Source organism: Amycolatopsis sp. NPDC006131 (genome assembly GCF_040614175.1).
GTDB lineage: Bacteria > Actinomycetota > Actinomycetes > Mycobacteriales > Pseudonocardiaceae > Amycolatopsis_E > Amycolatopsis_E tucumanensis.
The window spans coordinates 1-22618 of record NZ_JBEXTX010000078.1; the positions used below are offsets into that span (position 1 = coordinate 1).

Sequence of the window (22618 nt, forward strand, 5' to 3'; positions counted from 1 at the left end):
ACCAGGTGTGGGACGACGGCGCGGCGAACCGGGCGCTGGGCAACAACGACAGCATCGGCGGCGGAGCACCTCACCCTCGTCGGCGACGAGCGTGAAGCCGGCCGCTTCCAGCACCCGCACCGAAGCAGGGTTGGCGCGCTCCACCTGGGCCGACACGCTCCGCACCTCCGGCGAGGTGAGCGCGAACCCGGTCAGCGCGACCGTGGCCTCCGCGGCGTACCGCCGTCCGCGGCGGCTCGGCACGATGCCGTAGCCGATCTCCACGACGCCGTCCTCGGGCGGCCAGAACAGCCCGATCGAACCCACGACGAGCCGGGTGGCGCGCTCGACGACCAGGTGGTGCCCGAACGCGGCGAGCCAGTCCGGGCGCTCGGCGAGCAGCCCGGCGATCACGACGTCGCCCTCGGCGGGGAAATCGCCCGCCCAGTCCGGGCGGCGCTCACCGGCTCGGACGGCGGCGGCCTCCGCCCCGGTCCACGGGCGCAGCAGAAGACGATCAGTGGTCAAGAACAAGGAGAACTCCTGGTGAGAGAAAACGGGCAGGCGAAGGACGGCCGCTGACAGCCATATTCCTCGACCTCCCGAAGTCACCAGGTGCCGCGAAAGCTAGCAGCGCCGGGATGATCTCCGCGAGCGAAATATTCAGGGAGCGAGCCGCCGCACGAGCCCGTCGGCCAGCAGGCGCCCCCGGAAGGTCAGCACGCACCGCTGCTTCCCGGCGAACGCGGCGGCGTCCAGCAGCCCCTCGGCGACCGCGGCCTCGGCCTCCCGCGCCCCGTCGGCGGTCAGCGCGGACACCGGCAGCCCCTCGGCGAGCCGCAGCTCCAGCATGATCCGCTCGAAGGCCTGCTCCTCGGGCGTGAGCACTTCGCGATCGGCCTCGGCCGAACCGCCGGAAGCCAGCGCCGCGGCGTAGCGCGCCGGGTGCTTCACGTTCCACCACCGCACCCCGCCGACGTGGCTGTGCGCTCCCGGCCCCGCGCCCCACCAGTCGCCGCCGCGCCAGTAGCCCAGGTTGTGCCGGCACGCGGCCGCCTCCGAGGCCGCCCAGTTCGACACCTCGTACCAGCCCAGCCCGGCCGCCGACAGCACCGAGTCGATCAGCTCGTAGTCCGCCGCCAGCACGTCCTCATCCGGCGCGGGCAGCTCACCGCGCCGCACCCGCCGGGCCAGTGCGGTGCCGTCCTCGACGATCAGCGAGTACGCCGACACGTGGTCGACCCCGGCCTCCAGCACGGCCTCGAGCGAGGCACGCAGGTCCGCGGTCCGCTCTCCCGGTGTGCCGTAGATGACGTCGAGGTTCACGTGCTCGAAGCCCGCGACCCTCGCCTCCTTCGCGGCGGCCACCGGGCGGCCCGGTGTGTGCGTGCGGTCCAGGATCTTCAGCACGTGCGAGGCCGCCGACTGCATCCCCAGCGAGATCCGCGTGTACCCGGCCTCGCGAAGCCCGGAAAAGAACTCCGGCGACGTCGACTCCGGGTTGGACTCCGTGGTCACCTCGGCCCCGGGCGCCAGCCCGAAGGAGTCGCGCACCGCGTCCAGCACATCGGCCAGTCCGGAGGCGCCCAGCAGCGACGGGGTGCCGCCGCCGACGAACACCGTCTCGGCCGCCGGCGCGTTGCCCAGCGCCCGCGCGCCCAGGTCCAGCTCGCGCCGCAACCCCTCCAGCCACGACTCGGGCGACGCGCTCGTGCCCAGCTCACCGGCGGTGTAGGTGTTGAAGTCGCAGTAGCCGCAGCGCGTCGCGCAGAAGGGCACGTGCACGTACACGCCGAAGGGCCGCGTCCCGAGCCCGGCCAGCGCGTGCTCCGGCAGTGCGAACGCCACCGGGGCGGAAGTATCACTCACGCTTCCCAGTGTCCCTGATCCAACTCGCGCGCCAGTCTGCCGGAGATTTTTTCAGCGTGATGCGTATCCCAGCATGCGGAGCGGGCTGGACCACATCGTGAGCAGCGTGGCACGCTGATCCCGTGACTTATGCCGGAGTGCTCCTCGTGGTGCGTCGCCACGTCGACTTCCGGCGTGTCGCCAGCGCCCTGTGCCGCGAAACGAACTGACGCCGCCACCGCCACCCAGCTAGGACCAGCGGGCGCCGTCACGCCGCGGACTGCCAAACCCCCACCACGGGCTTTGACCAGGGCATTTCCGTGCGCGCGGCGCCTTCGCGAGAGCCCCGGAAGGACTCGAACATGGCTTCGCCGACGCGCGACAACCCTGCCGCCGCCCGAACCCCGCGCGCCCGGCAGCGTCGTGGTGAGGGCCAGTGGGCCCTCGGCTACCGGGAGCCGCTGAACCCGAACGAGCGCTCGAAGAAGGACGACCACCCGCTCAACGTTCGATCGCGGATCGAAAACATCTACGCGCGTGGCGGCTTCGACTCGATCGATCCGGGCGACCTCCGTGGCCGGTTCCGCTGGTACGGCCTCTACACCCAGCGCAAGCCCGGGATCGACGGCGGCCGCACCGCGACGCTGGAGCCGGAGGAGCTGGACGACGAGTACTTCATGCTCCGCGTCCGCATCGACGGTGGCGCGCTGACCACCGAGCAGCTCGCGGTCATCGGCGAGATCTCGCAGACCTACGCGCGCGACAGCGCGGACATCACCGACCGGCAGAACGTCCAGTACCACTGGATCCGGATCGAGGACATGCCGACGATCTGGGAGAAGCTGGAGGGCGCCGGCCTGACCACCATGACCGCGTGCGGCGACAGCCCGCGCGTCATGCTCGGCTCCCCGGTCGCGGGGATCGCCGAGGACGAGATCATCGACGGCACCCCGGCGCTCGACGAGATCAAGCGCCGCTACCTGGGCAAGCCGGAGTACGCGAACCTGCCGCGCAAGTTCAAGACCGCGGTGTCCGGGCTGCCGGACGTGGCCCACGAGATCCACGACGTCGCGTTCGTCGGCGTGCGCCACCCCGAGCACGGCCCCGGCTTCGACGTGCAGGTCGGCGGCGGCCTGTCCACCAACCCGATGATCGCCCAGCGGCTGGGCGCCTGGGTGCCGCTCGACGAGGTGCCCGAGGTCTGGGAAGGCGTCATCAGCATCTTCCGCGACTACGGCTACCGCCGCCTGCGCTCGCGCGCGCGACTGAAGTTCCTGGTCAAGGACTGGGGAGCGGAGAAGTTCCGCCAGGTGCTGGAGGACGAGTACCTGAAGCGCAAGCTGATCGACGGCCCCGCGCCGGAGGCGCCCGCCGTGCAGCACGACCACGTCGGCGTGCACCGGCAGAAGGACGGCAAGTTCTACGTCGGCGCCGCGCCGATCGGCGGCCGGGTGTCCGGCTCGACGCTGATCAAGGTCGCGAAGGCCGCCGAGCGCGCCGGCTCGAACCGGGTGCGGCTCACCCCGCTGCAGAAGCTGCTGGTGCTCGACGTCGCCGAGGAGGACGTGCCCGGCCTGCAGGCGGAGCTGGCCGAGCTGGGCCTGCCCACCGACCCGAGCCCGTGGCGGCGCGGCGTGATGGCCTGCACCGGCATCGAGTTCTGCAAGCTCGCGATCGTCGAGACCAAACAGCGCGCCAAGGACCTGGTGACCGCGCTCGAGGAGCGGCTGGCCGACATCCAGGACCAGGTGGAGAACCCGGTCACGGTGCACATCAACGGCTGCCCGAACTCCTGCGCCCGGATCCAGACCGCGGACATCGGCCTCAAGGGCCAGATCGTGACCGACGACGACGGCAACCAGGTCGAGGGCTTCCAGGTGCACCTGGGCGGCGGGCTGGGCCTGGACGCCGGGTTCGGCCGGAAGCTGCGCGGCCACAAGGTGACCGGCGACGAGCTGATCGGCTACGTCGAGCGGGTCGTGCGCAACTACCTGGGCCAGCGGGAAGAAGGCGAGCGCTTCCCGCAGTGGGTCGCCCGCGCCGACGAGGCCGATCTCCGATGACGGCACAGGAACGAGCGACGCCGTTCCACTGCCCGTACTGCGGGGACGAGGACCTCCGTCCTCAGGAAGACGCAGCGGCGCGCAGCGCCACCGTTGAGGGTGGCGGTGGGCGACGGGAGGGCGACGGCGCTTGGCTTTGCGGCGCGTGCCGCCGCGTCTTCACCGTCAAGTTCATCGGGCTGCGCTTTCCGGAAGGAGCGAGCAAGTGACCACCGCGACGAGGACCGAAGAACTGAAGGCACTGGCGGAGAAGGCGTCCGCCGAACTGGCCGACGCGACCGCGCTGGAGGCCCTGCGCTGGACCGCGGAGACCTTCGGCGACGACTTCATCGTCGCCTCCAACATGCAGGACGCGGTGCTCATCGACCTCGCCACCAAGGTGAAGTCCGATGTGGACATCCTGTTCCTGGAGACCGGCTACCACTTCGCGGAGACGATCGGCACCAGGGACGCGGTCGCGACCGTGTACCCGGACGTGAAGATCGTCAACGCGGCCGCCGAGCAGACCGTGGCGCAGCAGGACGCCGAGTACGGCCCCAAGCTGCACGAGCGGGACCCGAACCTGTGCTGCCACCTGCGCAAGGTGGTGCCGCTGCGGAAGACGCTGTCGAACTACTCCGCGTGGGTCACCGGCGTGCGCCGCGTGGACGCCCCGACGCGGGCGAACACCCCGATCGTCACCTGGGACGACCGCAACGGCCTCGTCAAGGTCAACCCGATCGCGCCGTGGACCGACGACGAGTTCAACGCCTACATCGACGAGCACGGCATCCTGCAGAACCCGCTGGTCGGCGAGGGCTACCTGTCGATCGGCTGCGCGCCGTGCACCGCGAAGGTGGCGCCGGGCGCCGATCCGCGCAGCGGCCGCTGGGCAGGCAAGTCCAAGGCCGAGTGCGGCCTGCACGCGTAGGGAGAGGGAAGTGACCACAGCCGCGACCGACGCCGCGACCGACAACCTGGCGGCACTGGAATCCGAAGCCATCCACATCTTCCGGGAGGTGGCCGGCGAGTTCGACCGGCCGGTGATCCTGTTCTCCGGCGGCAAGGACTCGACCCTGCTGCTGCACCTGGCGATCAAGGCGTTCTGGCCGGCGCCGGTGCCGTTCCCGCTGCTGCACGTGGACACCGGGCACAACTTCGACGAGGTCATCGCGTTCCGCGACCACGTCGTGGAGAAGTACGGCCTGCGGCTGATCGTCGCGAACGTGCAGGACTGGATCGACGACGGCCGCCTCACCGAGCGTCCCGACGGCACCCGCAACCCGTTGCAGACCCAGCCGCTTCTGGACACCATCACCGAGCACAAGTTCGACGCGGTGTTCGGCGGCGGGCGCCGCGACGAGGAACGCGCGCGGGCCAAGGAGCGGATCTTCAGCCTGCGCAACGCGTTCGGCCAGTGGGACCCGCGACGGCAGCGTCCCGAATTGTGGAACCTGTACAACGGACGGCACCGTCCGGGGGAACATGTGCGGGTGTTCCCGCTCTCCAACTGGACCGAAGCCGATGTGTGGAACTACATCGCGCGCGAGAAGGTGGAGCTGCCCTCGATCTACTACGCCCACCAGCGCAAGGTCTACAAGCGCGACGGCATGTGGCTGACCGAGGGACCTTGGGGCGGTCCGCGTGACGGCGAAGAGGTGAAGGAGCTGACGGTGCGCTACCGCACGGTCGGTGACGGCTCCTGCACCGGCGCCGTGGAATCCACAGCGTCGACCGTCGAGGAAGTGATCGCCGAGGTGATGGCGAGCCGGCTCACCGAGCGCGGCGCCACCCGGGCCGACGACCGCCTGTCAGAGGCCGCCATGGAGGACCGCAAGCGGGAGGGGTACTTCTGATGAGCTCGTTGCTGCGGCTCGCCACAGCCGGGAGCGTCGACGACGGCAAGTCGACGCTCGTCGGCCGTCTGCTCTACGACACCAAGTCGGTGCTGGCCGACCAGCTGGACGCGGTCACCCGCGCCAGCGTCGACCGCGGTCTGTCCACTCCGGACCTGTCGCTGCTCGTCGACGGCCTGCGCTCGGAGCGTGAGCAGGGCATCACGATCGACGTGGCCTACCGCTACTTCGCGACCCCGAAGCGGTCGTTCGTGCTCGCCGACACCCCCGGCCACGTGCAGTACACCCGCAACACCGTCACCGGCGCCTCCACGGCGCAGCTGGCCGTGCTGCTGGTCGACGCGCGCAAGGGCGTCATCGAGCAGACCCGCCGCCACGCCGCGGTGCTCGCGCTGCTCGGCGTGCCGCGCCTGGTGCTCGCGGTGAACAAGATCGACCTGGTCGACTACGACGAGGAGACCTTCCGGGTCATCGCGAAGGAGTTCACCGACCACGCCACGTCGCTGGGTTACGCCGAAGGATCGGTCCTGGCGATCCCGGTGTCCGCACTGGTGGGTGACAACGTGGTGGAGCGCTCGGCGCACACCCCGTGGTACTCCGGCCCGACGCTGCTGGAGCACCTGGAGACCGTGCCGGTCGCGCCCGACCCGCACGACGCGCCGTTCCGCTTCCCGGTGCAGTACGTGATCCGGCCGCGCACGCCCGAGTACCCGGACTACCGCGGCTACGCGGGCCAGGTCGCGGCGGGCACGGTGCGCCCCGGCGACGAGGTCGTGGTGCTGCCCGCGGGCCTGCGCACGACGGTCGAGCGGATCGACACGCCGGACGGCGAGCTGGCCGAGGCGGCCGCGGGCCGCTCGGTGACGCTGGTACTGGCCGACGACCTGGACATCGCGCGCGGTGACGTCATCGCGGCGGCGGGTTCGGCCCCGGTGGCGACCGACGAGCTGGACGCCACGCTGGCCTGGCTGTCGGAGAAACCGCTGCGGCCGGGCGCCCGCGTGCTGGTCAAGCACGGCGCGCGCACGGTGCAGGCGTTCGTCGACGAGCTGCTCTCCCGCTTCGACGAGCAGAAGCTGTCCACTGTGGACTACCCGGAGACGCTGCAGCTCAACGAGATCGGCCGCGCGAAGGTCCGCGTCGCGGAACCGCTGCCGGTCGACGAGTACGAGGTCAGCAGGCGCACCGGCGCCTTCCTGGTGATCGACCCGGCCGACGGCACCACGCTGGCGGCCGGGATGGTCGGTGCGCCGCTTCCCGTGCTGCGCAGCGACCGGGACGTGGTCTCCCCCGGCCCGTAACTCCCCATCCCCCAACCGAAAGGTCCGTCCGTGAAAACTCGTGTTCTGGCTCTGGCAGCAGTGGCGTTGTCCGCATTGGCAGTGGTGACCGGGTGTTCACGGGCGGACCGATCGGAGGACTCGGCGACGGCGACCGATCAGGGTCCGGCGGCCGAGGTGCGGCTCGGGTACTTCCCGAACGTCACGCACGCGTCGGCGCTGATCGGGCTGGACCAGAACCTGTTCGCGCAGCACCTCGGGAACACCAAGCTGGTGCCAACCAAGTTCAACGCCGGCCCCGAGGAGGTCAACGCCCTCCTCGGCGGTTCGCTGGACATCGGGTTCATCGGCTCCGGCCCGGCGATCAACGCCTACGCCCAGTCCGGCGGCGAGGCCGTGCGGCTGATCGCGGGCGCCACCTCGGGCGGCGCGCAGCTGGTCGTGCAGCCGTCGATCAACACGCCGCAGGACCTGCAGGGCAAGACCGTGGCGTCGCCGCAGCTGGGCAACACGCAGGACGTGTCGCTGAAGAAGTGGATCGCCGACCAGAAGCTCAGCGACGTCAAGGTCCAGAACATCGACAACGCGCTGACGCTCGACCAGTTCAAGTCCGGCGCGATCCAGGCCGCGTGGCTGCCCGAGCCGTGGGCGTCGCGGCTGGTGCTGGAGGCCGGCGCGAAGGTCCTGGTCGACGAGAAGGACCTGTGGCCGGGCGGGCAGTTCCCGACCACCGTGCTGATCGTGCGCACCCAGTTCCTCAAGGAACACCCGGCGACCGTCACCGCGATCCTGCAGGGCCTGCTCGACGCGAACACGCTCGCCGCGTCCGACCCGGCGAAGGCGAAGACCGCGGTGAACAACCAGCTGCAGCAGCTCACCGGCAAGGCGCTCGCGACCGCCACGCTGGACCGCGCGTGGCAGGGCATCCAGCTCACCACCGACCCGCTGGCCGGGCAGTTCCCGCAGCTGGCCCAGGACCAGGTGACCGCAGGGGTGAAGGACAAGGCCCCGGACGTCGCCGGGTTCGCCGACCTCACCCTGCTCAACACCGTGCTCGCCCAGGCCGGGAAGCCGGCCGTCAGCGCGTCCGGCCTGGACAAGAAGTAGGAGGCTGTTCATGACCGCCACGCTGGGACGCCCGCCGGTGGAGCCCGCGACCGGGCACGCCGTGCGGTTGTCCGGGGTGCACAAGAGCTTCGGGCAGGGTCGCGACGCCGTGACCGCGCTCGCCGGGGTCGACCTCGACGTCGCGCCGGGCGAGTTCGTCTGCCTGCTCGGCGCCTCGGGCTGCGGCAAGACCACCCTGCTGAACCTGATCGCGAACCTGGATCAGCCGAGCGCGGGTGAGATCGAGCTGACGACGTCCCGGCCGGCGGTCATGTTCCAGGAGGCGGCGCTCATGCCGTGGCTGACCGCCGCGGCGAACGTCGAGCTGCCGCTGAAGCTGGCCGGCATGGGCCGCGCCGAGCGCAAGACCCGCACCGGCGAGCTGCTGGAGCTGGTGCGGCTGTCCGGCGCGGGCGCCAAGCGCCCGCACGAACTGTCCGGCGGCATGCGCCAGCGCGTGGCACTGGCTCGCGCGCTGGCGTCGGCCACCCACACCGAGGACGGCGAGGAGCGGCCGTCGCTGCTGCTGATGGACGAGCCGTTCTCCGCGCTCGACGCCATCACGCGCGACGTGCTGCAGGCCGAGCTGCTGCGCATCTGGGAAGCGACCGGCACCGCGGTGGTGTTCGTGACCCACGACGTGCGCGAAGCGGTGCGGCTCGGGCAGCGGGTGGTGCTGCTGTCGTCGCGGCCGGGCAAGGTCGTGCAGCAGTGGCGCGTCGACGGGCTGGCCGGGCAGGACGAGGTGAACGCGGTGGACGTGATCAACCGCCGCCTGCGTGAGGTGATCAGCAGCCATGCCGCCGCTTGAGGGCTCGACCGCCGAACCGGACGCCGCGGCGGTCGAAGCGGGTCTGGACGCGCTCGACACGCCGGTCCAGCCTGCCGCGAAGAAGGGCGGCTGGGGCCGGTTCGTCCGGTCGGTGCTGCCGCCGGTGGTGTTCCTGGTCCTGGTGATCGCGGTCTGGCAGGCGTTGTGGGCGGCCGCGTTCTGGCCGGAGTACCAGCTGCCGGCGCCGCTCGCGGTGTGGGACGAGCTGTGGGGCCGGTTCACCAGCGGGGACGCGTTCGGGTTCGTGTGGACGTCGGTGCACCGCGCGGTGCTCGGGTTCCTCGTCGCCATCCTGATCGCGACGCCGCTCGGGTTGCTGGTCGCGAAGGTGAAGCTGGTGCGGGCCGGGATCGGGCCGTTCCTGTCCGGTCTGCAGAGCCTGCCGTCGGTGGCCTGGGTGCCTGCCGCGGTGCTGTGGTTCGGTGTCGAGCCGGCCGCGATGTACGTGGTGCTGCTGCTGGGCAGCGTGCCGTCGATCGCGAACGGCCTGGTGGCGGGCATCGACCAGATCCCGCCGATCCTGCCGCGTGTCGGCAAGGTGATGGGCGCGGGACGGCTGGCGACGGCCCGGCACATCCTGCTGCCCGCGGCGCTGCCCGGGTACCTCGCCGGGTTGAAGCAGGGCTGGGCGTTCTCGTGGCGGTCGCTGATGGCGGCGGAGATCATCGCGACGTCGCCGCTGCTGGGCAAGGGCCTTGGCGCCTACCTCGACGACGGCCGGTTCCTCAACGACATGTCGACCGTGATCGCGGCGATCTTCCTGATCCTGCTGGTCGGCGTCGGCATCGAGCTGCTGGTGTTCCGGCCGCTGGAGCGGGCCGTGCTGCGGGCGCGTGGGCTGGGGTCGCTGTGATCCCGCTGGTCGCCGTCGCGCACGGGAGCCGGGACCCGCGGTCCGCGGCGGCCGTGCGGGCCCTGGTGGACCGGATCGCCGCGGCGGCGCCGGAACTGGACGTGCGGGTGTCGTTCCTGGACCTGTCCGAGCCGCTGGTGACGGACGTGCTGCGGGACCTGGTGCGCGCGGGCCACCGGGAGGCGGTCGTGGTGCCGTTGCTGCTGGGCAGTGCCTTCCACGCGCGGGTCGACCTGCCCGCGCTGGTGGCCGAGGTGCCCGCGCTGCGGGTGACGATCGCCGACGTGCTGGGCGCGGACCTGGAGCCGGTGGCGTTCGACCGGCTGGCCGCGGTGGCGGACGTGACCGATCCCGGGCTGGGCGTGGTGCTGGCCGCGGTGGGTTCGTCGCGGGCCGCGGCGAACGAGGCGGTCGCGGCGCTGGCCCGGCGGTGGCAGTCGCGGCACGGTTTCCGGGCGGTGGCGGCGTTCGCGAGCGCCGCGAAGCCGGACGTGCCCGCGGCGGTGGCGAAGCTGCGGGCCCGTGGGGCGTCGCGGATCGCGGTGGCGTCGTGGTTCCTCGCGCCCGGGTTGTTGCCCGACCGGATCGCCGCGCTGGCGCGGGAGGCCGAGCCGTCGGTGGTGCTGGCGGACTGCCTGGCCGGTGATCCGCGGGTGGCGTCGCTCGTGTTGGAGCGGTACGCCACCGCGTTGGCAGGTGCCGCCCGGTCGGCCTGACCCGTAACGTGGGTGGCGTGAAGATCCGGATCGGGGTTGGGCTGGGGGCTGAGACCTCGCCCGTGGAGTTGCCGGGGATCGTCGACCGGCTGGAGGCCGCCGGGGTCGACTCGGTGTGGTTTTCCGAGCAGGTGTACTCGGACGCGGTGGACCCGTTCGTCGGGATGGCGCACGCGCTGGCGCGGACTTCGTCGTTGAAGGCGGGCACTTCGGTGGCGGTGCTGCCGGGGCGGCACCCGGTGCTGGTGGCGAAGCAGATCGCGTCGCTGGCGGCGCTGGCGCCGAAGCGGGTGCTGCCGGTGTTCGGCCTGCGCCCGGCGCGCCGCAGCGAGTGGCCGCTGTTCGACGTCCCGGCCGGCGCGAGGGCCGCGGTGTTCGACGAGTCACTGCGGTTGCTGCGGGCGGCGCTGGCCGGTGAGGGCGATTTCGCGGGCGAGTTCTGGAAGCTGGAGGACGTCTCGCTGGGCCCGCGGCTGGAGCGCCCGGTGGACATCTGGCTCGGCGGAAGTGCGCCCGCGGCGTACCGGCGAATCGGCGAGTACGCCGACGGATGGCTGGGAAGCTTCCTGTCCCCGGCGGAGGCGCGCCGGGCCCGCGAGGCCATCGAGACCGCCGCGGCCGCCGCGGGCCGCTCGATCGAGGCCGACCACTACGGGATGAGCTTGATGCTCGCCGAGGACGGCATCCCGGACGCCCTGGCCGCCACGGTGCGCTCCCGACGCCCGGACACCGACCCGGCGGACGTGATCGCCACGGACTGGGCTTCGCTGCACCGCCTGCTGGACGGCCACCTGGAAGCGGGCCTGACGAAGTTCGTGGTCTACCACCGGGGTGGGTCGCCGTTCGAGGCGTTCCTGGAGCGGTTCGTGGAAGAGCTGCTGCCGCGGCAGAACTGAGGTCTACTGGACCTTCGGGAGCAGGGGTTCGAGCTTCTCAGCGAGGGCTTGGGCGTCCACGCAGGCCTGCTGATCATCGTTCGACGAGAGCGACACCTGCACCATCGCACGAGCGTGCTCACTGACCTCGATCACGATGGCACAACCACCGAGGGGAATGGGCGCCTGCAGGGCGTTGCGCCCATTGACCGAGGTCTCCACGACGCCCTCGCTGTTCTCGGCGAACTCACGGAGCCCCTGGACAGGGTCCAGCGCAAGCCCATAGGTGCCGTGCTCGGACTTCGAAACGTCGCATTCGTTGCGACGGCTGATGTTCTCCCCGGGGCCAAATCCTTCCCCTGCGGTGAGTTGCTCCAGGACACGGCAGGCGTTGAGGCCGGCGAAGACATCAGCGCTCGCGGTGGCTGACGTCGGCGCCGGCGACGCCGTACCCACGACCGTGCTGGTGCAAGCGCCCGCGGCCAGCAACAGACACGCACCCGAGACGAGCTGGGCGATGCGAACGATGTTCGTCACTGGGCTTCCTGATCCTTGAACGTGGTCAATGCCTGGACCGCCGCCTCGTCCGAGGCGTCGTACTTGCTGATCGCGATCTCGATGGCTTCACGAAGCTACCGAGCATTCCTTCGCCGCCTGCAAGACTTCGACATGATCGCTACCGATTGGCCGTCGCAGCACCGCCTGCTGGACGGCCACCTGGAAGCGGGCTTGACGAAGTTCGTGGTCTGCCACCGGGGCGGTTCTTCGCGGGAGGCCTTCCTGGAGCGGTTCGTGGAGGAACTGCTGCCGCGGCAGAACTGAGGTCTACTGGACCTTCGGGAGCAGGGGTTCGAGCTTCTCAGCGAGGGCTTGAGCCTCCACGCAAGCCTGCGGATCGCGCGGGCTGCTGATCAGCGTAACCAGAACCAGTGCGCGTGCATGCTCCGCAACCTCGACCGCCACAGCGCACCCGCCGGTCGGGATATCCGCCTGCATGGCGGGCCGTCCGTTGATGGAAAGATCCGTCACGCCTGCATTCGCCTGGGCGAACTCGCTGAGCCCCTGTACGGGATCGAGCGCGAGGCTGTTGCCGGCTACCCCGGGCTTTGACGCATTGCACTCATTGCGCCTCGTCTTTTTCTCGCCCGGATTGTATCCCTGACCTGCGTTGAGCTGATCTAGAACCTGACACGCGTTCATGCCGGCGAAGATGTCCGAATTCGCTTCGGTGGCAGTGGGCGCCGGCGAAGCCGTTCCCGGCACAGTGCTGGTGCAACCGGTCGTGATCACCGCGAGACACCCGACACCAGCAAGGGCCTGGGCGATACGAGCGTTGAGGGTCACTGGCCGTCCTGGTTCTTGAACGTGTTGAGCGCTTCGGTCGCAGCCTCTTCCGAGGCGTCGTACTTGCTGATCGCGATCTCGATCGCCTGACTGAGGCTACCGAGCATTTCCTGCGCCGCGAGGAACACCCTGACAAGCGACCGCTCGTCAGAGTCCATCGCCGCGAGAAATTGCTTGGCGACCTGCGTGGCGTACTGGTCGTTTCCCAGCTTCGGTGCCTGCTGCAGAAGATAGAGCCGTCGACTGACGTCCATCATCCGGTCCTGCATCTGCGTCACCGCGCGCCTCAGATGCGTCCCCGTCTCCTCGTCGACCGCCCACTTGCCTGCCTTCGCGTCCGCCAGCATGCGCTTCGCGTCGGCGTGCATGGCGTTCAGGTTCTCCTCGCCGCCGAACACGCCTGCCAGCTGCGCGGCCCCCGTCGTCGCGCCGTCCTCAGCCACTGCCGTCCCTCCCCGTTCGGTTGCACCGTAGCGTGCCCCCTGACGCGCTGTCACCGGATCGTCCCGATGCGCAGCCGCTCACAACCGCGCTCCCCCGCCGCGCCGCCCGAACTACAGTGAGCCCGTGACTGATGAACTGGTGCATTACTCAGTGGCGAGTGGTGTCGCGACGATCACCCTCGACTCGCCGCACAACCGGAACGCCCTGTCGGCCCAGCTGCGCCGCGAGTTGTCCGCCTCGCTGGCCAAGGCGAAGGACGACGACGCCGTCCGGGTGATCGTTCTCACCCACACCGGCAAGGTGTTCTGCGCCGGCATGGACCTCAAGGAAGCCCGCGGCGCCGGGGCGGGTGACCAGGGCGTCAACGAGTTCCCCCGCATCCTCGAGCAGATCTGGACGAGCCCGAAGCCGGTCGTCGCCAAGCTGTCCGGTCTCGCGCGCGCCGGCGGCGTGGGCATGGTCGCGGCCGCGGACCTCGTGGTCGCCGCCAAGGAGGTCACCTTCGCGTTCTCCGAGGTCCGCATCGGCGTCGTGCCCGCCGTCATCTCGCTCACCGTCCTGCCGCGCGTCAACCCGCGCGCCGCGCAGGAGCTGTTCCTCACCGGGGACGTGTTCGACGCCGAGCGCGCCGCCGAGATCGGCCTCATCAACAAGGCCGTCGACGCCGACCGGCTGGACGAGGCCACCGACGCCTACGTCCGCTCCCTCACGCTGGGCGGCCCGGCCGCGCTCGCCGCGACCAAGGAACTGCTCGCCAGCCCGCGCCCGGCCACCCCGGCCGACGGCTTCCCGGACATGCTCAAGCTGTCCGCGCAGTTCTTCGCCAGCGAAGAGGGCCAGGAGGGCATCCGCGCGTTCGGCGAGAAGCGCAAGCCGAACTGGGTCCCGCAGGACTAGTCGTCGGTGAGGGCGACCGTCAGCCGGCGGCTGTCGGCGCGGTCGCCACCCGGCGCCAACGCTCGCTCGGCGTCGGACAGGACGCTGCGGATCGCCAGGTAAGCCTTCGGGTCGGCGTCCTTGAGCAGGTCCGATCCGGCCCACACCAGGACGTGCTCGCCGTAGGGCAGCCACGACAAATCGGTCAGGCAGTCGTACAGCGCGTCCAGGTTGCGGCCGAACCAGTCCGGAAAGGACAAAGCGGACGCGATCGCGTCGAGGGCGGACATCTTGTCCGCGGGCCTGCTGCCGATGATGTGCGAGTAGGCGCCGCGCGCGCGGGCCTGCTCGACGATCGTCTGGGAAGAGGACATGGGGTTCTCGCTACTTCGACGGGTCGACCTGGACGAAGGAAGCGTAGTGATCACCGGTGTAGTACAGCTCGGTCTGCGCCCCGGTGATCAGCCGCCGGGCCCCGCGGTCTGCGCTGCCCGGCGTGGGCACCGTGTATTCCCGGTAGTAGCCGCTCTCCTTGACGGGGAGCCGCTTTTCCCGGTTCTCGAACACCGTTCCGTCGCTGCGGTACGGGAACGGCCCGCCGGCCTGGATGAGACGCCACGTCTGGCCCGCCTCGGCCGGCAGGCTGGACAACGCCGTGAGCCCACTCGCCGGCTCGGTCGACGTGGTGGTTTCGCGCACGATCCAGCCACCGAACACGAGCACGATGAGCCCGACGAGCGCGACGGTGATCCGCCTCCTGCTTGACACCAGCGACACCTTAGGACCGGCTCGAAACGTCCTCGTCGCGGCCCGGCCGCAACCACGCGGCCACCCGGTCGACGATCCGGTCGATCAGCCACGCGGTGCCGACGCACAGCGGCGCCAGCACGGCGATGACCAGCAGGAACTGCAACGGGAACCACAGCTGCGCAAGCCACAGCTCGGCGTTGTCCCACCAGGTCGCCAGGCCGTCGAACACCTGACCAGGGTACGCCAGGGGGCCCGGCGAGGTACGTTGCAGGCATGTTCGCCGTCTACGCCAGTGAACCGAACCCCGAAAACCCGCTCGACGCCCTCACCGTCGGCGAGCGACCGGAGCCGGAGGTGCCGTCCGGCTGGGTGAAGGTCGCCGTGAAGGCCGCCAGCCTCAACATGCACGACATCTGGACCCTGCGCGGGGTCGGGATCAAGCCGGACCAGTTCCCGATGATCCTCGGCTGCGACGGGGCGGGCGTGCTGGAGGACGGGACGGAGGTCGTCCTGCACTCGGTGATCAACGCCCCCGGCTGGCAGGGTGACGACACCCTCGACCCGAAGCGCACCCTGCTCACCGAGAAGCACCAGGGCACCTTCGCCGACTACGTGGTCGTACCCGCCCGCAACGCCGTGCCGAAGCCGGCCGGGCTGTCCTTCGCCGAGGCCGCCACGATGGGCACGGCGTGGCTGACCGCGTACCGGATGCTGTTCGTGAAGTCGGGCCTGCGCCCCGGGCAGACGATGCTCGTGCAGGGCGCATCCGGTGGCGTCTCGACCGCGCTGATCCAGCTCGGCCGCGCCGCGGGCCTGCGGGTGTGGGTGACCGGCCGGTCCGAGGAGAAGCGGGCCCTGGCCGAGCAGCTGGGCGCGCACCAGACGTTCGAGTCCGGCGCGCGGCTGCCGGAGCGGGTGGACGGCGTGTTCGAGACCGTCGGCAAGGCGACCTGGGGCCACTCGCTCAAGTCGCTGAAGCCGGGCGGGATCGTCGTGGTGTCCGGTTCGACCAGTGGTCCGGACCCGAGCGCGGACCTGCAGCGGGTGTTCTTCCTGCAGTTGCGGGTCGTCGGATCCACGATGGGCACCCGGGACGAGCTGGAGGACCTGCTCCGATACCTGGACCTGACCGGCATCAAGCCGCAGATCGGCAAGGAGCTCCCGCTGTCGGAAGCCGCCGAGGGGTTCCGGCTGATGCAGGAGGGGGAGACCGCGGGCAAGGTCGTTTTCACCCGCTGATAACGCCCTGACCTGCGTAGACGCCTTGTTGACATGGTGCCGATACCGGTTTGTGACCCACGTCTACTGAGCGGAACCCGAGATTTACTCGCTAATCTGGGTACATGACCGCAGTGCAGCGGGAAGTCGAGGCGGCGCCGGGCTCACGGCTCGCCGGCCCGGAAGTCGTCCGGGCCGGCCACCGGAGCTTCGCCGGCGTGCGCACCAGGGTGCTCGAAGTCGGTCCCAAACCGAAGCGCGGCACCGGAAGACTCGTCCTCCTGCACGGTTACTGCGACAGCGCTGACACCTGGCGCCCGGCGCTGGCGGAACTCGCCGCCGCCGGGATCCCCGCGGTCGCGGTCGACCTGCCCGGTTTCGGTGACGCCGATCCCCTGCGCCCTGGCGCGATGCTGGCGCAGCTCGACGCGTTCGTGGCCGAGGTCGTGTGGTTCTATTCGGACCGCGGCAAGGTCGTCCTCGGCGGCAACTCGCTCGGCGGCACCATGAGCCTGCGCGCGGCCTGCCGCGAGGAGCTGCCGATCGCGGGTGTGGTGTCGATCGCCGCGCCCGGTTTCGTCGACTCCTGGCTGGTCCGGACCGTCGGGAAGTACCCGCTGCCACTGCGGCTGGCCGCGTCGCTGCCGTTGCCGGTGCCCGGGTTCGTGGTGCGGACCATCGCGGAGTTCGTGGTGCCGCGGCTGCTCTACGCCGACCGCGCCGCCGCCGACGTCGCTCACGTCGCCCGGTTCACCGGGCTGTTCCCGGACTTCCGCTCGACCACCACTCGTCTGGACCAGGCGCGGCAGCTGGTCGCCGAGCTGGCCGAGGCGTACGAGGGGCTCGACGGCATCAGCGTCCCGCTGCTGGTCGTCGCGTGCGGCAAGGACCGCCTGGTGACCGCCGCCGCCGGACGGCACCTGCACGCGCTGGTGCCGCACAGCAGGCTGATGCTGCGCGAGGAGTGGGGCCACTGCCCGCAGCTGGACGACCCGGTCGCGATCGCCGACCTGCTGAGCTACTTCCGCGCCGGTGTGCTGCACAAGAAGCCGCGCCGCCGCTCGGCCGCGCTCACGCAGAAAGCCGCCGCGGGCTGAGGCTGTCACATCTCGGCGCGCTGTTCCGTCAAGGAGGCAGAAACCCCGAACGGAACAGGAGTTCACCGTGGACGCTCGTCTGAACATCTTCACCAGCCCCACCGCGGGCAAGTTCGTCAAGCACCTCTTCGGGGCAGGCAAGGTGCTCGCCGAGTCGACGTTGCCCGCCCGTACACAGGAACTGGTGAAGCTGCGGGCCAGTCAGATCAACGGCTGCGGTTACTGCACGGACATGCACTTCAAGGACGCCGTGGCGGCGGGCGAGGAGCCGACGCGGCTCAACCTGGTCGCGGCGTGGCGGGAAGCCACCGTGTTCACCGAGGCCGAGCGCGCCGCACTGGAGGTGACCGAGGAGGGCACCCGCCTCGCCGACGCCGCGGGCGGTGTCAGCGACGAGGTGTGGGCCAACGCGGCCAAGCACTACGACGAGGAGCAGCTCGCCGCGCTGGTTGCCGCGATCGCGCTGATCAACACGTGGAACCGCATCAACGTCATCATCCGGAACCCGGCCGGCGACTACCAGCCGGGCCAGTTCGGCTGACTCGCCGGAAAAGCCCCGGGACCTTCGTAGGTCCCGGGGCGCGCCCCTCCCTAGTAACGTGATCCGGTCACACCCGGACGAGTGATTGGGAGGATCGGTGGCCGTACGCGAGCTGTTCCGGCGCAAACCCGTCGAGCAGATCGAGGCCGTGGAAGGCGGCGGGCTCCAGCGGACCCTGGGCCTGTGGCAGCTGACCGCGATCGGCGTCGGCGGGATCATCGGCGCGGGCATCTTCTCGCTCGCGGGCGCGGTGGCGAACGAAACCGCCGGGCCTGCCGTGCTGATTTCGTTCCTGGTGGCCGGGATCGCGAGCGCGGCGGCCGCGTTCTCCTACGCCGAGTTCGCCGGGCTGATCCCGCGCGCCGGATCGGCCTACACCTACGGTTACGCGGTCCTCGGCGAGCTCGTCGGCTGGCTGATCGGCTGGGACCTGCTGCTGGAGTACACCGCGATCGTCGCGGTGGTCGCGATCGGCATCTCCGGCTACTTCAACGACCTGCTGGGTTTCCTGGACATCCACCTGCCACTGTGGATGTCCGGCGCGCCGGGCACCGAACCGGAGGGCGTCGCATCGGGTTCGTACAAGGTGAACCTGTTCGCGGCGCTGCTGTGCCTGCTGATCGCGTTCGTCCTGAACCAGGGCATGCGCTCGGCGGCGCGGTTCGAGACGCTGCTGGTGTACCTCAAGGTCGCGCTCGTGGTGCTGGTGATCGTGGTCGGCGCGTTCCACGTCAACACCGGCAACTGGTCGGACTTCTTCCCGTTCGGTGTCAGCGGCGCGTTCACCGGCGCGGCGACGGTGTTCTTCGCGGTGTTCGGCTACGACGCGATGTCCACCGCGGCCGAGGAGTCGCGCGACTCGCAGAAGCACATGCCCAAGGCGATCCTGTACTCGCTGGGGATCTCGATGGTGCTGTACGTGCTGGCGTGCCTGGTGCTGACCGGGATGGTGCCCTTCACCGACATCGACTCCGAAGCCGCGTTCTCCAGCGCCTTCGAATCGGTCGGGCTGCGCTGGCTCGGCGGCGTGATCGCGGTCGGCGCGATCCTCGGCATCCTCACGGTGCTGTTCACGTTCCTGCTGGGCGCGACCCGGGTCGGGTTCGCGATGAGCCGCGACGGGTTGCTGCCCAAGTGGTTCTCCGGCACGCACCCGGTGAAGAAGGTGCCGAGCCGGATGACGTGGATCCTCGGCGTGGCGGCGGCGGTGATCGCCGGGCTGCTGCCGATCGGCGAGGCCGCGGAGCTGACGAACATCGGGATCCTGCTGGCGTTCGTGGTGGTGTGCGTGGCGGTCGTGGTGCTGCGGTACCGCCGCCCGGACCTGCCGCGCACGTTCCGCTGCCCGGGAATGCCGGTGGTGCCTGCGATCGGGGTGGCGTTCTCGATCTGGCTGATCACGTTCCTGCAGCCGGAGACGTGGCTGCGGTTCGCGGTCTGGTTCGCCATCGGCCTGGTGGTGTACTTCGCCTACAGCAGGCGGCACTCGAAGCTGGCGGATCACCACCAGAAGTAGGCGTACCCGGGCGCGCCGGGCATCCCGGCCGCGCCGCCTGCGCCGATCCCGCCCGGCGGCGCGCTCGGGATCACGCCCGCCTCGCCGGGCCGGTCGGCGGTGCCGTCACTGCCGGGCGCGGCGAGGCCGGGCGAGGTGCCGCAATCGGCGGCGCCGCCCCGGCCCGGCGCCTCGGCGGTCCCGGCCGCACCGCCGTGCGCCGCGACGAGCGCCGGGCTTCCGGCGACGCCGACGCTGGAGTCGCTGCCCGGCTCCCCGGCCGGCCCGCCCACACCGACGGTGACGGTGTACTCGGCGGCCGGGGTGACCGCGACGGAGCACCACGCCGCTCCCCCGCCGCCGCCGGGGTTCGCCTCGCCACCCCCGCCGCCTGCGCCCCACACGGCGACGAACACCGAGGTGATCCCCTCGGGCGCGGTGAACGTGCCGCTGACGGTGAAGGCCTGCTCCCCGTGGGCGGGTTCGGCCCCGGCTGCCGGCGCGGCAGCCGTGATCAGGACAGCCGCCACGGCGGCGGCTTTTCCGAACGCCATGGACGAAAGGGTGCGCCGCCATCCGCGGCCGCGCACCTCTTTCAGCCGAAGGAGTGATCCGGCGCGGGTGCCGGCAGGGCGGCGGAGGCGAGGAGCGCGAGCTTGTCCGCGTCGTCGCTGCCCGCGTCGGCGTGGTACACGACCAGCATCATCCCGTCGGTGCTGCTGGTGGTGACCACGAGCTTTTCCCGGTGCAGCACCAGCCGCCCGACCTGGGGGTGGTCGAACCGCACCACCGCGCCCTGCCGCGGCTGCACGTCGTGGCGGGCCCAGAGGCGCCGGAACCGGGGGCTGGCGAGGGACAGCTCGCCGACGAGCTCGACGAAGCGGGGGTCGTCGATGTCGGTGCCGACCGACTGGCGGAAGCCCGCGATCAGCTCCTCGGTGGCGCTTTCCCAGTCGGGGAAGAGCGCCCGCTCGCCCGCGTCGAGGAACACGTCCCGCAGCCGGTTGCCGCCCGGCGCCAGACGTGGCGACAACGCTGTGGCCAGCGAGTTGGCGGCGAGGACGTCGAAGTAGCGCCCTTCGACGAACGCGGGCAGCGGGAGTGTCCCGAGGAGCTTGGCGGTGCCGGCGGGCACTGTCTCCCTGGCCGGCCGACGCCGGCGCCGGGGCTTGTCGGTGGCGAGCCCGGCCAGGTAGGCGGTCATCTCCTCGTCGAGCTGGAGCGCACGGGCGATCGACTCGAGCACCTGGACCGACGGCCTGCGGTCGCGGCCCTGTTCGAGGCGCAGGTAGTAGTCGGCGCTGATGCCGGCGAGCATCGCGACCTCTTCGCGGCGCAGGCCGGGAACCCGCCGCACGCCGTGGACGGGGATCCCGGCCTGTTCGGGGGTGACGAGTTCGCGGCGGGCGCGCAGGAAGTCGCCCAGCAGGTTCGGTTCGTCGGCCACGTTCCCACGGTAATCCGCGGCGCGGCCGGCTCGCCTGGTCCTGACACCCCCAGTCAGGCGGCTTCCGACAGGAGCATCTTCGCGGCCACCGCCGCGCCGTCGCCACGGACCTGACCGGCCACCTCGGTCGCCCGGGCGCGCGTCGCGGGTGCCAGGGCGGCGGTGAGCGCGGCGGACAGAGAGTCGACGGTCGGGGACGAGCCCTCGTGGGTCGCTCCGATGCCCAGCTCCGTCACGCGCCCGGCCCAGTACGGCTGGTCCGCGATCCTCGGCACGACGACCTGCGGCGCACCCGCGCGGGCGGCGGTCGTGGTGGTGCCCGCGCCGCCGTGGTGCACGACGGCGGCCACCCTGCGGAACAGGGCCTGCTGGTTGACCTCGCCGACGACGAAGCAGTCGCCGGCGTCCGGGGTCAGCCCGGCCCAGCCGCGGGCGAGCAGGACGCGGCGGCCCTGCGCGCGGACCGCTTCGACGGCCACCCGCGCGGCCTCCCGGGCGACGTGCGGGGCCATGCTGCCGAACCCGACGTACACCGGTGGCGCACCGTCGTCCAGGAACGCCGCCAGGTCGTCCGGCAGCGGGCGTTCGTCGGGCAGGACCCACGCCCCGGTCTGCACGACGTCGAGTTCCGTGCGGCCCTCCGACGGGCAGAGCACCGGGTCCGCGGCGAGCCACGGTCGTCCGGTGAGGACGTGGTCGCGGACGTTGGCGATGGGCGGCAGGCCGAGCGCCGCGCGGTGGCTGTTGAGCGCTTCGCCGTACAGGTCGTTCACCCGCTGGGCGTCCTGCTCCCACAGCACGCGGTTGTCGGTTTCGTCCCGCGGGGAGGGCGTGCCCGGCCGTCGTCCGGGTGGGAAGTGCCGCGACGGCAGCCCGAGGAGGTGGAAGCAGGCGAGCACGTAGTGGATGCCGAGTTTCTCGGCCACGTCCCGGGCGCCGACGGGCATCAGTCCGGTCGCCACGAGCGCGTCGCAATCCTCGTCCGCGGCCGTCAGCGTTTCGAACCGCGCGGCGACCAGCTCGCGGGCGAGCCGGAACGCGTCCTCCACCGTCGGCGGCTTCGGCCTGGCGACGATGGAGTGGACCGCCGGGCCGAGCGGCACCAGCGGCACACCGGCCCGGTCGAGCAGCTCCACGAACTCCTCGTCGGGCGGCACGCAGAGCCGCGCCTCGGCGCCGAACTCCCGCAGCGCCACCGCAAGCGCCACCAGCGGTTCGACATCCCCGCGCGATCCCCACGACGTAAGCAGCACACGCATTCCGCGATCCCCCCGATTCCCCCGGCGCGTCCCGGCCGGCGGTGGGCAATTCTGGGGCACCGACCGGGGCTTGCGGCAAGCCCCCTGGTCCGGGATAAGTTGGAGGTAGAGGGAGCGAGTCAGCGGTGTCCCTCTCGATCGGATCCAGTCCCGCTCACACCTGACCAGTTCGATATGGTCCAGCGATGGCATCCCACTCTCGCTCGACGTCGTCGTGCCCCTCCGCAAACTCGAGGTCCTGATCGACAAGAGTCAGCACTTCTCTGGCACGCGCAAGCGGGATACCGGCCTCCTGAGTAAGTACCCTGAGAAGATTGAACGGCGTAGCCGGGAATGGCGCCGACGTCATGTACGAGATCAGTTCGGTGAGAGAACTGCCGGTTAAGACCAGCCGCCCAGCCTCAGTGAATTCCTCTTCCACGCCACTATCATCTGGTCCCGTCGGCGTCCCGCAACTGTGCCTGCGCTCCCCGCGAACACAAACGGCCCGCCGACGAATGTCGACGGGCCGTCCGGGTGGGCGATACTGGGATCGAACCAGTGACCTCTTCGGTGTGAACTATGTACGTGATACCGCGCTGACCTGCGGAAACATGACTCCTGCAGGTCAGCGCGGGTCGTTCAGGACCGTTGAGGCGCATTCCGGCCGGTTCAGCGCGCAGTCCTGCTCCCAGTTCGCTCCCCACGGTGCTCCCCGCACTATTTTGGGCCACGACGGCTCCTCAACGTCGATTAGCCGCGGTCGAGGCGTAGTAGGCC

General features: G+C 70.9%; 29 protein-coding genes. 17 read left to right on the forward strand and 12 right to left on the reverse strand.

What is annotated here, in order from left to right; genetic code table 11:
- Together ABZ215_RS30675 and hemW are read right to left on the reverse strand one after the other, a co-directional pair.
- On the reverse strand, nt 1-507 hold a 507-nt coding region (locus tag ABZ215_RS30675; protein WP_354953555.1), incomplete at its 3' end, for a GNAT family N-acetyltransferase.
- Nucleotides 508-642: 135 nt separating this feature from the next.
- On the reverse strand, nt 643-1827 hold the full coding sequence (gene hemW / locus ABZ215_RS30680; protein WP_354953619.1) for a radical SAM family heme chaperone HemW: 1185 nt from the start codon (nt 1825-1827) through the stop codon (nt 643-645).
- Between the two features lie 158 nt (nt 1828-1985).
- Between hemW and ABZ215_RS30685 the strand changes: the two genes are divergently transcribed.
- The 11 genes from ABZ215_RS30685 (at nt 1986) to ABZ215_RS30735 (ending at nt 11409) form a co-directional block, all read left to right on the forward strand.
- Nucleotides 1986-2057 carry a putative leader peptide gene (locus ABZ215_RS30685; protein WP_354708697.1) on the forward strand — a complete coding sequence of 24 codons (72 nt, stop codon included), beginning with the start codon at nt 1986-1988 and terminating at the stop codon, nt 2055-2057.
- Between the two features lie 132 nt (nt 2058-2189).
- Nucleotides 2190-3890, forward strand: coding sequence for a nitrite/sulfite reductase (locus ABZ215_RS30690; protein WP_354953557.1), 1701 nt, complete (start codon nt 2190-2192; stop codon nt 3888-3890).
- The gene (locus ABZ215_RS30695) at nt 3887-4099 is read left to right on the forward strand and encodes a hypothetical protein (RefSeq protein ID WP_084506014.1); all 213 of its coding nucleotides are present in this window, start codon (nt 3887-3889) and stop codon (nt 4097-4099) included. The genes ABZ215_RS30690 and ABZ215_RS30695 overlap by 4 nt, the downstream gene beginning before the upstream one ends.
- On the forward strand, nt 4096-4800 hold the full coding sequence (locus ABZ215_RS30700) for a phosphoadenylyl-sulfate reductase (RefSeq protein WP_354953559.1): 705 nt from the start codon (nt 4096-4098) through the stop codon (nt 4798-4800). Before ABZ215_RS30695 ends, ABZ215_RS30700 begins: the two co-directional genes overlap by 4 nt.
- A gap of 10 nt (nt 4801-4810) precedes the next feature.
- Entirely contained in the window at nt 4811-5725 is a 915-nt protein-coding gene (cysD, locus tag ABZ215_RS30705; RefSeq protein ID WP_017981193.1) for a sulfate adenylyltransferase subunit CysD, read from the forward strand.
- A complete protein-coding gene (locus ABZ215_RS30710; protein ID WP_020416569.1) occupies nt 5725-7026 on the forward strand; it encodes a GTP-binding protein in 1302 nt (433 codons plus the stop codon). The genes cysD and ABZ215_RS30710 overlap by 1 nt, the downstream gene beginning before the upstream one ends.
- Nucleotides 7027-7107: 81 nt before the next feature.
- Complete coding sequence (locus ABZ215_RS30715; RefSeq protein WP_237337378.1) at nt 7108-8112, forward strand: ABC transporter substrate-binding protein; 1005 nt, start codon at nt 7108-7110, stop codon at nt 8110-8112.
- A 10-nt stretch (nt 8113-8122) separates the two neighbouring features.
- The gene (locus ABZ215_RS30720; RefSeq protein WP_020416567.1) at nt 8123-8923 is read left to right on the forward strand and encodes an ABC transporter ATP-binding protein; all 801 of its coding nucleotides are present in this window, start codon (nt 8123-8125) and stop codon (nt 8921-8923) included.
- Nucleotides 8910-9797 (forward strand): ABC transporter permease, encoded by an 888-nt coding sequence (locus ABZ215_RS30725; protein WP_020416566.1) that lies wholly within the window; start codon nt 8910-8912, stop codon nt 9795-9797. The genes ABZ215_RS30720 and ABZ215_RS30725 overlap by 14 nt, the downstream gene beginning before the upstream one ends.
- Nucleotides 9794-10513, forward strand: a complete 720-nt coding sequence (locus ABZ215_RS30730; RefSeq protein WP_354953561.1) for a CbiX/SirB N-terminal domain-containing protein — start codon at nt 9794-9796, stop codon at nt 10511-10513. Before ABZ215_RS30725 ends, ABZ215_RS30730 begins: the two co-directional genes overlap by 4 nt.
- Nucleotides 10514-10530: 17 nt before the next feature.
- Entirely contained in the window at nt 10531-11409 is an 879-nt protein-coding gene (locus ABZ215_RS30735) for a TIGR03854 family LLM class F420-dependent oxidoreductase (RefSeq protein WP_354953563.1), read from the forward strand.
- A 3-nt stretch (nt 11410-11412) separates the two neighbouring features.
- On the opposite strand, the gene ABZ215_RS30740 is transcribed toward ABZ215_RS30735, so the two are convergent.
- Entirely contained in the window at nt 11413-11925 is a 513-nt protein-coding gene (locus ABZ215_RS30740) for a DUF3558 domain-containing protein (RefSeq protein ID WP_354953565.1), read from the reverse strand.
- 132 nt (nt 11926-12057) lie between these two features.
- On the opposite strand from ABZ215_RS30740, the gene ABZ215_RS30745 reads away from it, so the two are divergent.
- Nucleotides 12058-12210 (forward strand): hypothetical protein, encoded by a 153-nt coding sequence (locus tag ABZ215_RS30745; protein ID WP_235716060.1) that lies wholly within the window; start codon nt 12058-12060, stop codon nt 12208-12210.
- A 3-nt stretch (nt 12211-12213) separates the two neighbouring features.
- Here ABZ215_RS30745 and ABZ215_RS30750 read toward each other — a convergent pair whose 3' ends face one another.
- Together ABZ215_RS30750 and ABZ215_RS30755 are read right to left on the reverse strand one after the other, a co-directional pair.
- Nucleotides 12214-12732 (reverse strand): DUF3558 family protein, encoded by a 519-nt coding sequence (locus ABZ215_RS30750; RefSeq protein ID WP_354953567.1) that lies wholly within the window; start codon nt 12730-12732, stop codon nt 12214-12216.
- Nucleotides 12729-13175: a hypothetical protein gene (locus tag ABZ215_RS30755; protein WP_354953569.1), complete on the reverse strand. Its 447-nt coding sequence runs from the start codon at nt 13173-13175 to the stop codon at nt 12729-12731. The genes ABZ215_RS30750 and ABZ215_RS30755 overlap by 4 nt, the downstream gene beginning before the upstream one ends.
- Before the next feature lie 124 nt (nt 13176-13299).
- Between ABZ215_RS30755 and ABZ215_RS30760 the strand changes: the two genes are divergently transcribed.
- A complete protein-coding gene (locus tag ABZ215_RS30760; RefSeq protein ID WP_027935640.1) occupies nt 13300-14073 on the forward strand; it encodes an enoyl-CoA hydratase-related protein in 774 nt (257 codons plus the stop codon).
- On the opposite strand, the gene ABZ215_RS30765 is transcribed toward ABZ215_RS30760, so the two are convergent.
- From ABZ215_RS30765 to ABZ215_RS30775, 3 genes are read right to left on the reverse strand one after another with little or no spacing between them, the layout of a single operon-like run.
- On the reverse strand, nt 14070-14426 hold the full coding sequence (locus tag ABZ215_RS30765; RefSeq protein WP_017981182.1) for a barstar family protein: 357 nt from the start codon (nt 14424-14426) through the stop codon (nt 14070-14072). The two genes, ABZ215_RS30760 and ABZ215_RS30765, sit on opposite strands and share 4 nt — an antisense overlap.
- A 10-nt stretch (nt 14427-14436) precedes the next feature.
- Complete coding sequence (locus ABZ215_RS30770; protein ID WP_027935639.1) at nt 14437-14820, reverse strand: ribonuclease domain-containing protein; 384 nt, start codon at nt 14818-14820, stop codon at nt 14437-14439.
- A 10-nt stretch (nt 14821-14830) separates the two neighbouring features.
- Nucleotides 14831-15031 carry a hypothetical protein gene (locus ABZ215_RS30775; RefSeq protein ID WP_354953571.1) on the reverse strand — a complete coding sequence of 67 codons (201 nt, stop codon included), beginning with the start codon at nt 15029-15031 and terminating at the stop codon, nt 14831-14833.
- A gap of 44 nt (nt 15032-15075) precedes the next feature.
- Between ABZ215_RS30775 and ABZ215_RS30780 the strand changes: the two genes are divergently transcribed.
- From ABZ215_RS30780 to ABZ215_RS30795, 4 genes are all read left to right on the forward strand, one after another.
- A complete protein-coding gene (locus ABZ215_RS30780; RefSeq protein WP_354953573.1) occupies nt 15076-16041 on the forward strand; it encodes a zinc-binding dehydrogenase in 966 nt (321 codons plus the stop codon).
- 104 nt (nt 16042-16145) lie between these two features.
- Nucleotides 16146-17117 (forward strand): alpha/beta fold hydrolase, encoded by a 972-nt coding sequence (locus tag ABZ215_RS30785; RefSeq protein ID WP_354953575.1) that lies wholly within the window; start codon nt 16146-16148, stop codon nt 17115-17117.
- Between the two features lie 67 nt (nt 17118-17184).
- Nucleotides 17185-17658 carry a carboxymuconolactone decarboxylase family protein gene (locus ABZ215_RS30790; RefSeq protein ID WP_020416555.1) on the forward strand — a complete coding sequence of 158 codons (474 nt, stop codon included), beginning with the start codon at nt 17185-17187 and terminating at the stop codon, nt 17656-17658.
- A 97-nt stretch (nt 17659-17755) separates the two neighbouring features.
- The gene (locus ABZ215_RS30795; protein ID WP_020416554.1) at nt 17756-19174 is read left to right on the forward strand and encodes an amino acid permease; all 1419 of its coding nucleotides are present in this window, start codon (nt 17756-17758) and stop codon (nt 19172-19174) included.
- Here the strand turns inward: ABZ215_RS30795 and ABZ215_RS30800 are convergent.
- The 4 genes from ABZ215_RS30800 to ABZ215_RS30815 form a co-directional block, all read right to left on the reverse strand.
- Nucleotides 19159-19707: a glycine-rich domain-containing protein gene (locus tag ABZ215_RS30800; RefSeq protein WP_354953577.1), complete on the reverse strand. Its 549-nt coding sequence runs from the start codon at nt 19705-19707 to the stop codon at nt 19159-19161. The two genes, ABZ215_RS30795 and ABZ215_RS30800, sit on opposite strands and share 16 nt — an antisense overlap.
- A gap of 41 nt (nt 19708-19748) precedes the next feature.
- Nucleotides 19749-20600, reverse strand: a complete 852-nt coding sequence (locus tag ABZ215_RS30805; RefSeq protein WP_354953579.1) for a helix-turn-helix transcriptional regulator — start codon at nt 20598-20600, stop codon at nt 19749-19751.
- A 53-nt stretch (nt 20601-20653) separates the two neighbouring features.
- Nucleotides 20654-21859, reverse strand: coding sequence for a glycosyltransferase (locus ABZ215_RS30810; RefSeq protein WP_354953581.1), 1206 nt, complete (start codon nt 21857-21859; stop codon nt 20654-20656).
- A gap of 154 nt (nt 21860-22013) precedes the next feature.
- Nucleotides 22014-22280 (reverse strand): hypothetical protein, encoded by a 267-nt coding sequence (locus ABZ215_RS30815; RefSeq protein WP_354953583.1) that lies wholly within the window; start codon nt 22278-22280, stop codon nt 22014-22016.
- Between the last annotated feature and the right edge of the window lie 338 nt (nt 22281-22618).

Coding starts and splice junctions, on each gene's coding strand:
- ABZ215_RS30690 (WP_354953557.1), top strand. CDS start 2,190: ATGGCTTCGCCGACGCGCGACAACCCTGCCGCCGCCCGAACCCCGCGC.
- ABZ215_RS30695 (WP_084506014.1), top strand. CDS start 3,887: ATGACGGCACAGGAACGAGCGACGCCGTTCCACTGCCCGTACTGCGGG.
- ABZ215_RS30710 (WP_020416569.1), top strand. CDS start 5,725: ATGAGCTCGTTGCTGCGGCTCGCCACAGCCGGGAGCGTCGACGACGGC.
- ABZ215_RS30720 (WP_020416567.1), top strand. CDS start 8,123: ATGACCGCCACGCTGGGACGCCCGCCGGTGGAGCCCGCGACCGGGCAC.
- ABZ215_RS30725 (WP_020416566.1), top strand. CDS start 8,910: ATGCCGCCGCTTGAGGGCTCGACCGCCGAACCGGACGCCGCGGCGGTC.
- ABZ215_RS30745 (WP_235716060.1), top strand. CDS start 12,058: ATGATCGCTACCGATTGGCCGTCGCAGCACCGCCTGCTGGACGGCCAC.
- ABZ215_RS30765 (WP_017981182.1), bottom strand. CDS start 14,426: ATGTCCTCTTCCCAGACGATCGTCGAGCAGGCCCGCGCGCGCGGCGCC.
- ABZ215_RS30780 (WP_354953573.1), top strand. CDS start 15,076: ATGTTCGCCGTCTACGCCAGTGAACCGAACCCCGAAAACCCGCTCGAC.
- ABZ215_RS30785 (WP_354953575.1), top strand. CDS start 16,146: ATGACCGCAGTGCAGCGGGAAGTCGAGGCGGCGCCGGGCTCACGGCTC.
- ABZ215_RS30800 (WP_354953577.1), bottom strand. CDS start 19,707: ATGGCGTTCGGAAAAGCCGCCGCCGTGGCGGCTGTCCTGATCACGGCT.
- ABZ215_RS30810 (WP_354953581.1), bottom strand. CDS start 21,859: ATGCGTGTGCTGCTTACGTCGTGGGGATCGCGCGGGGATGTCGAACCG.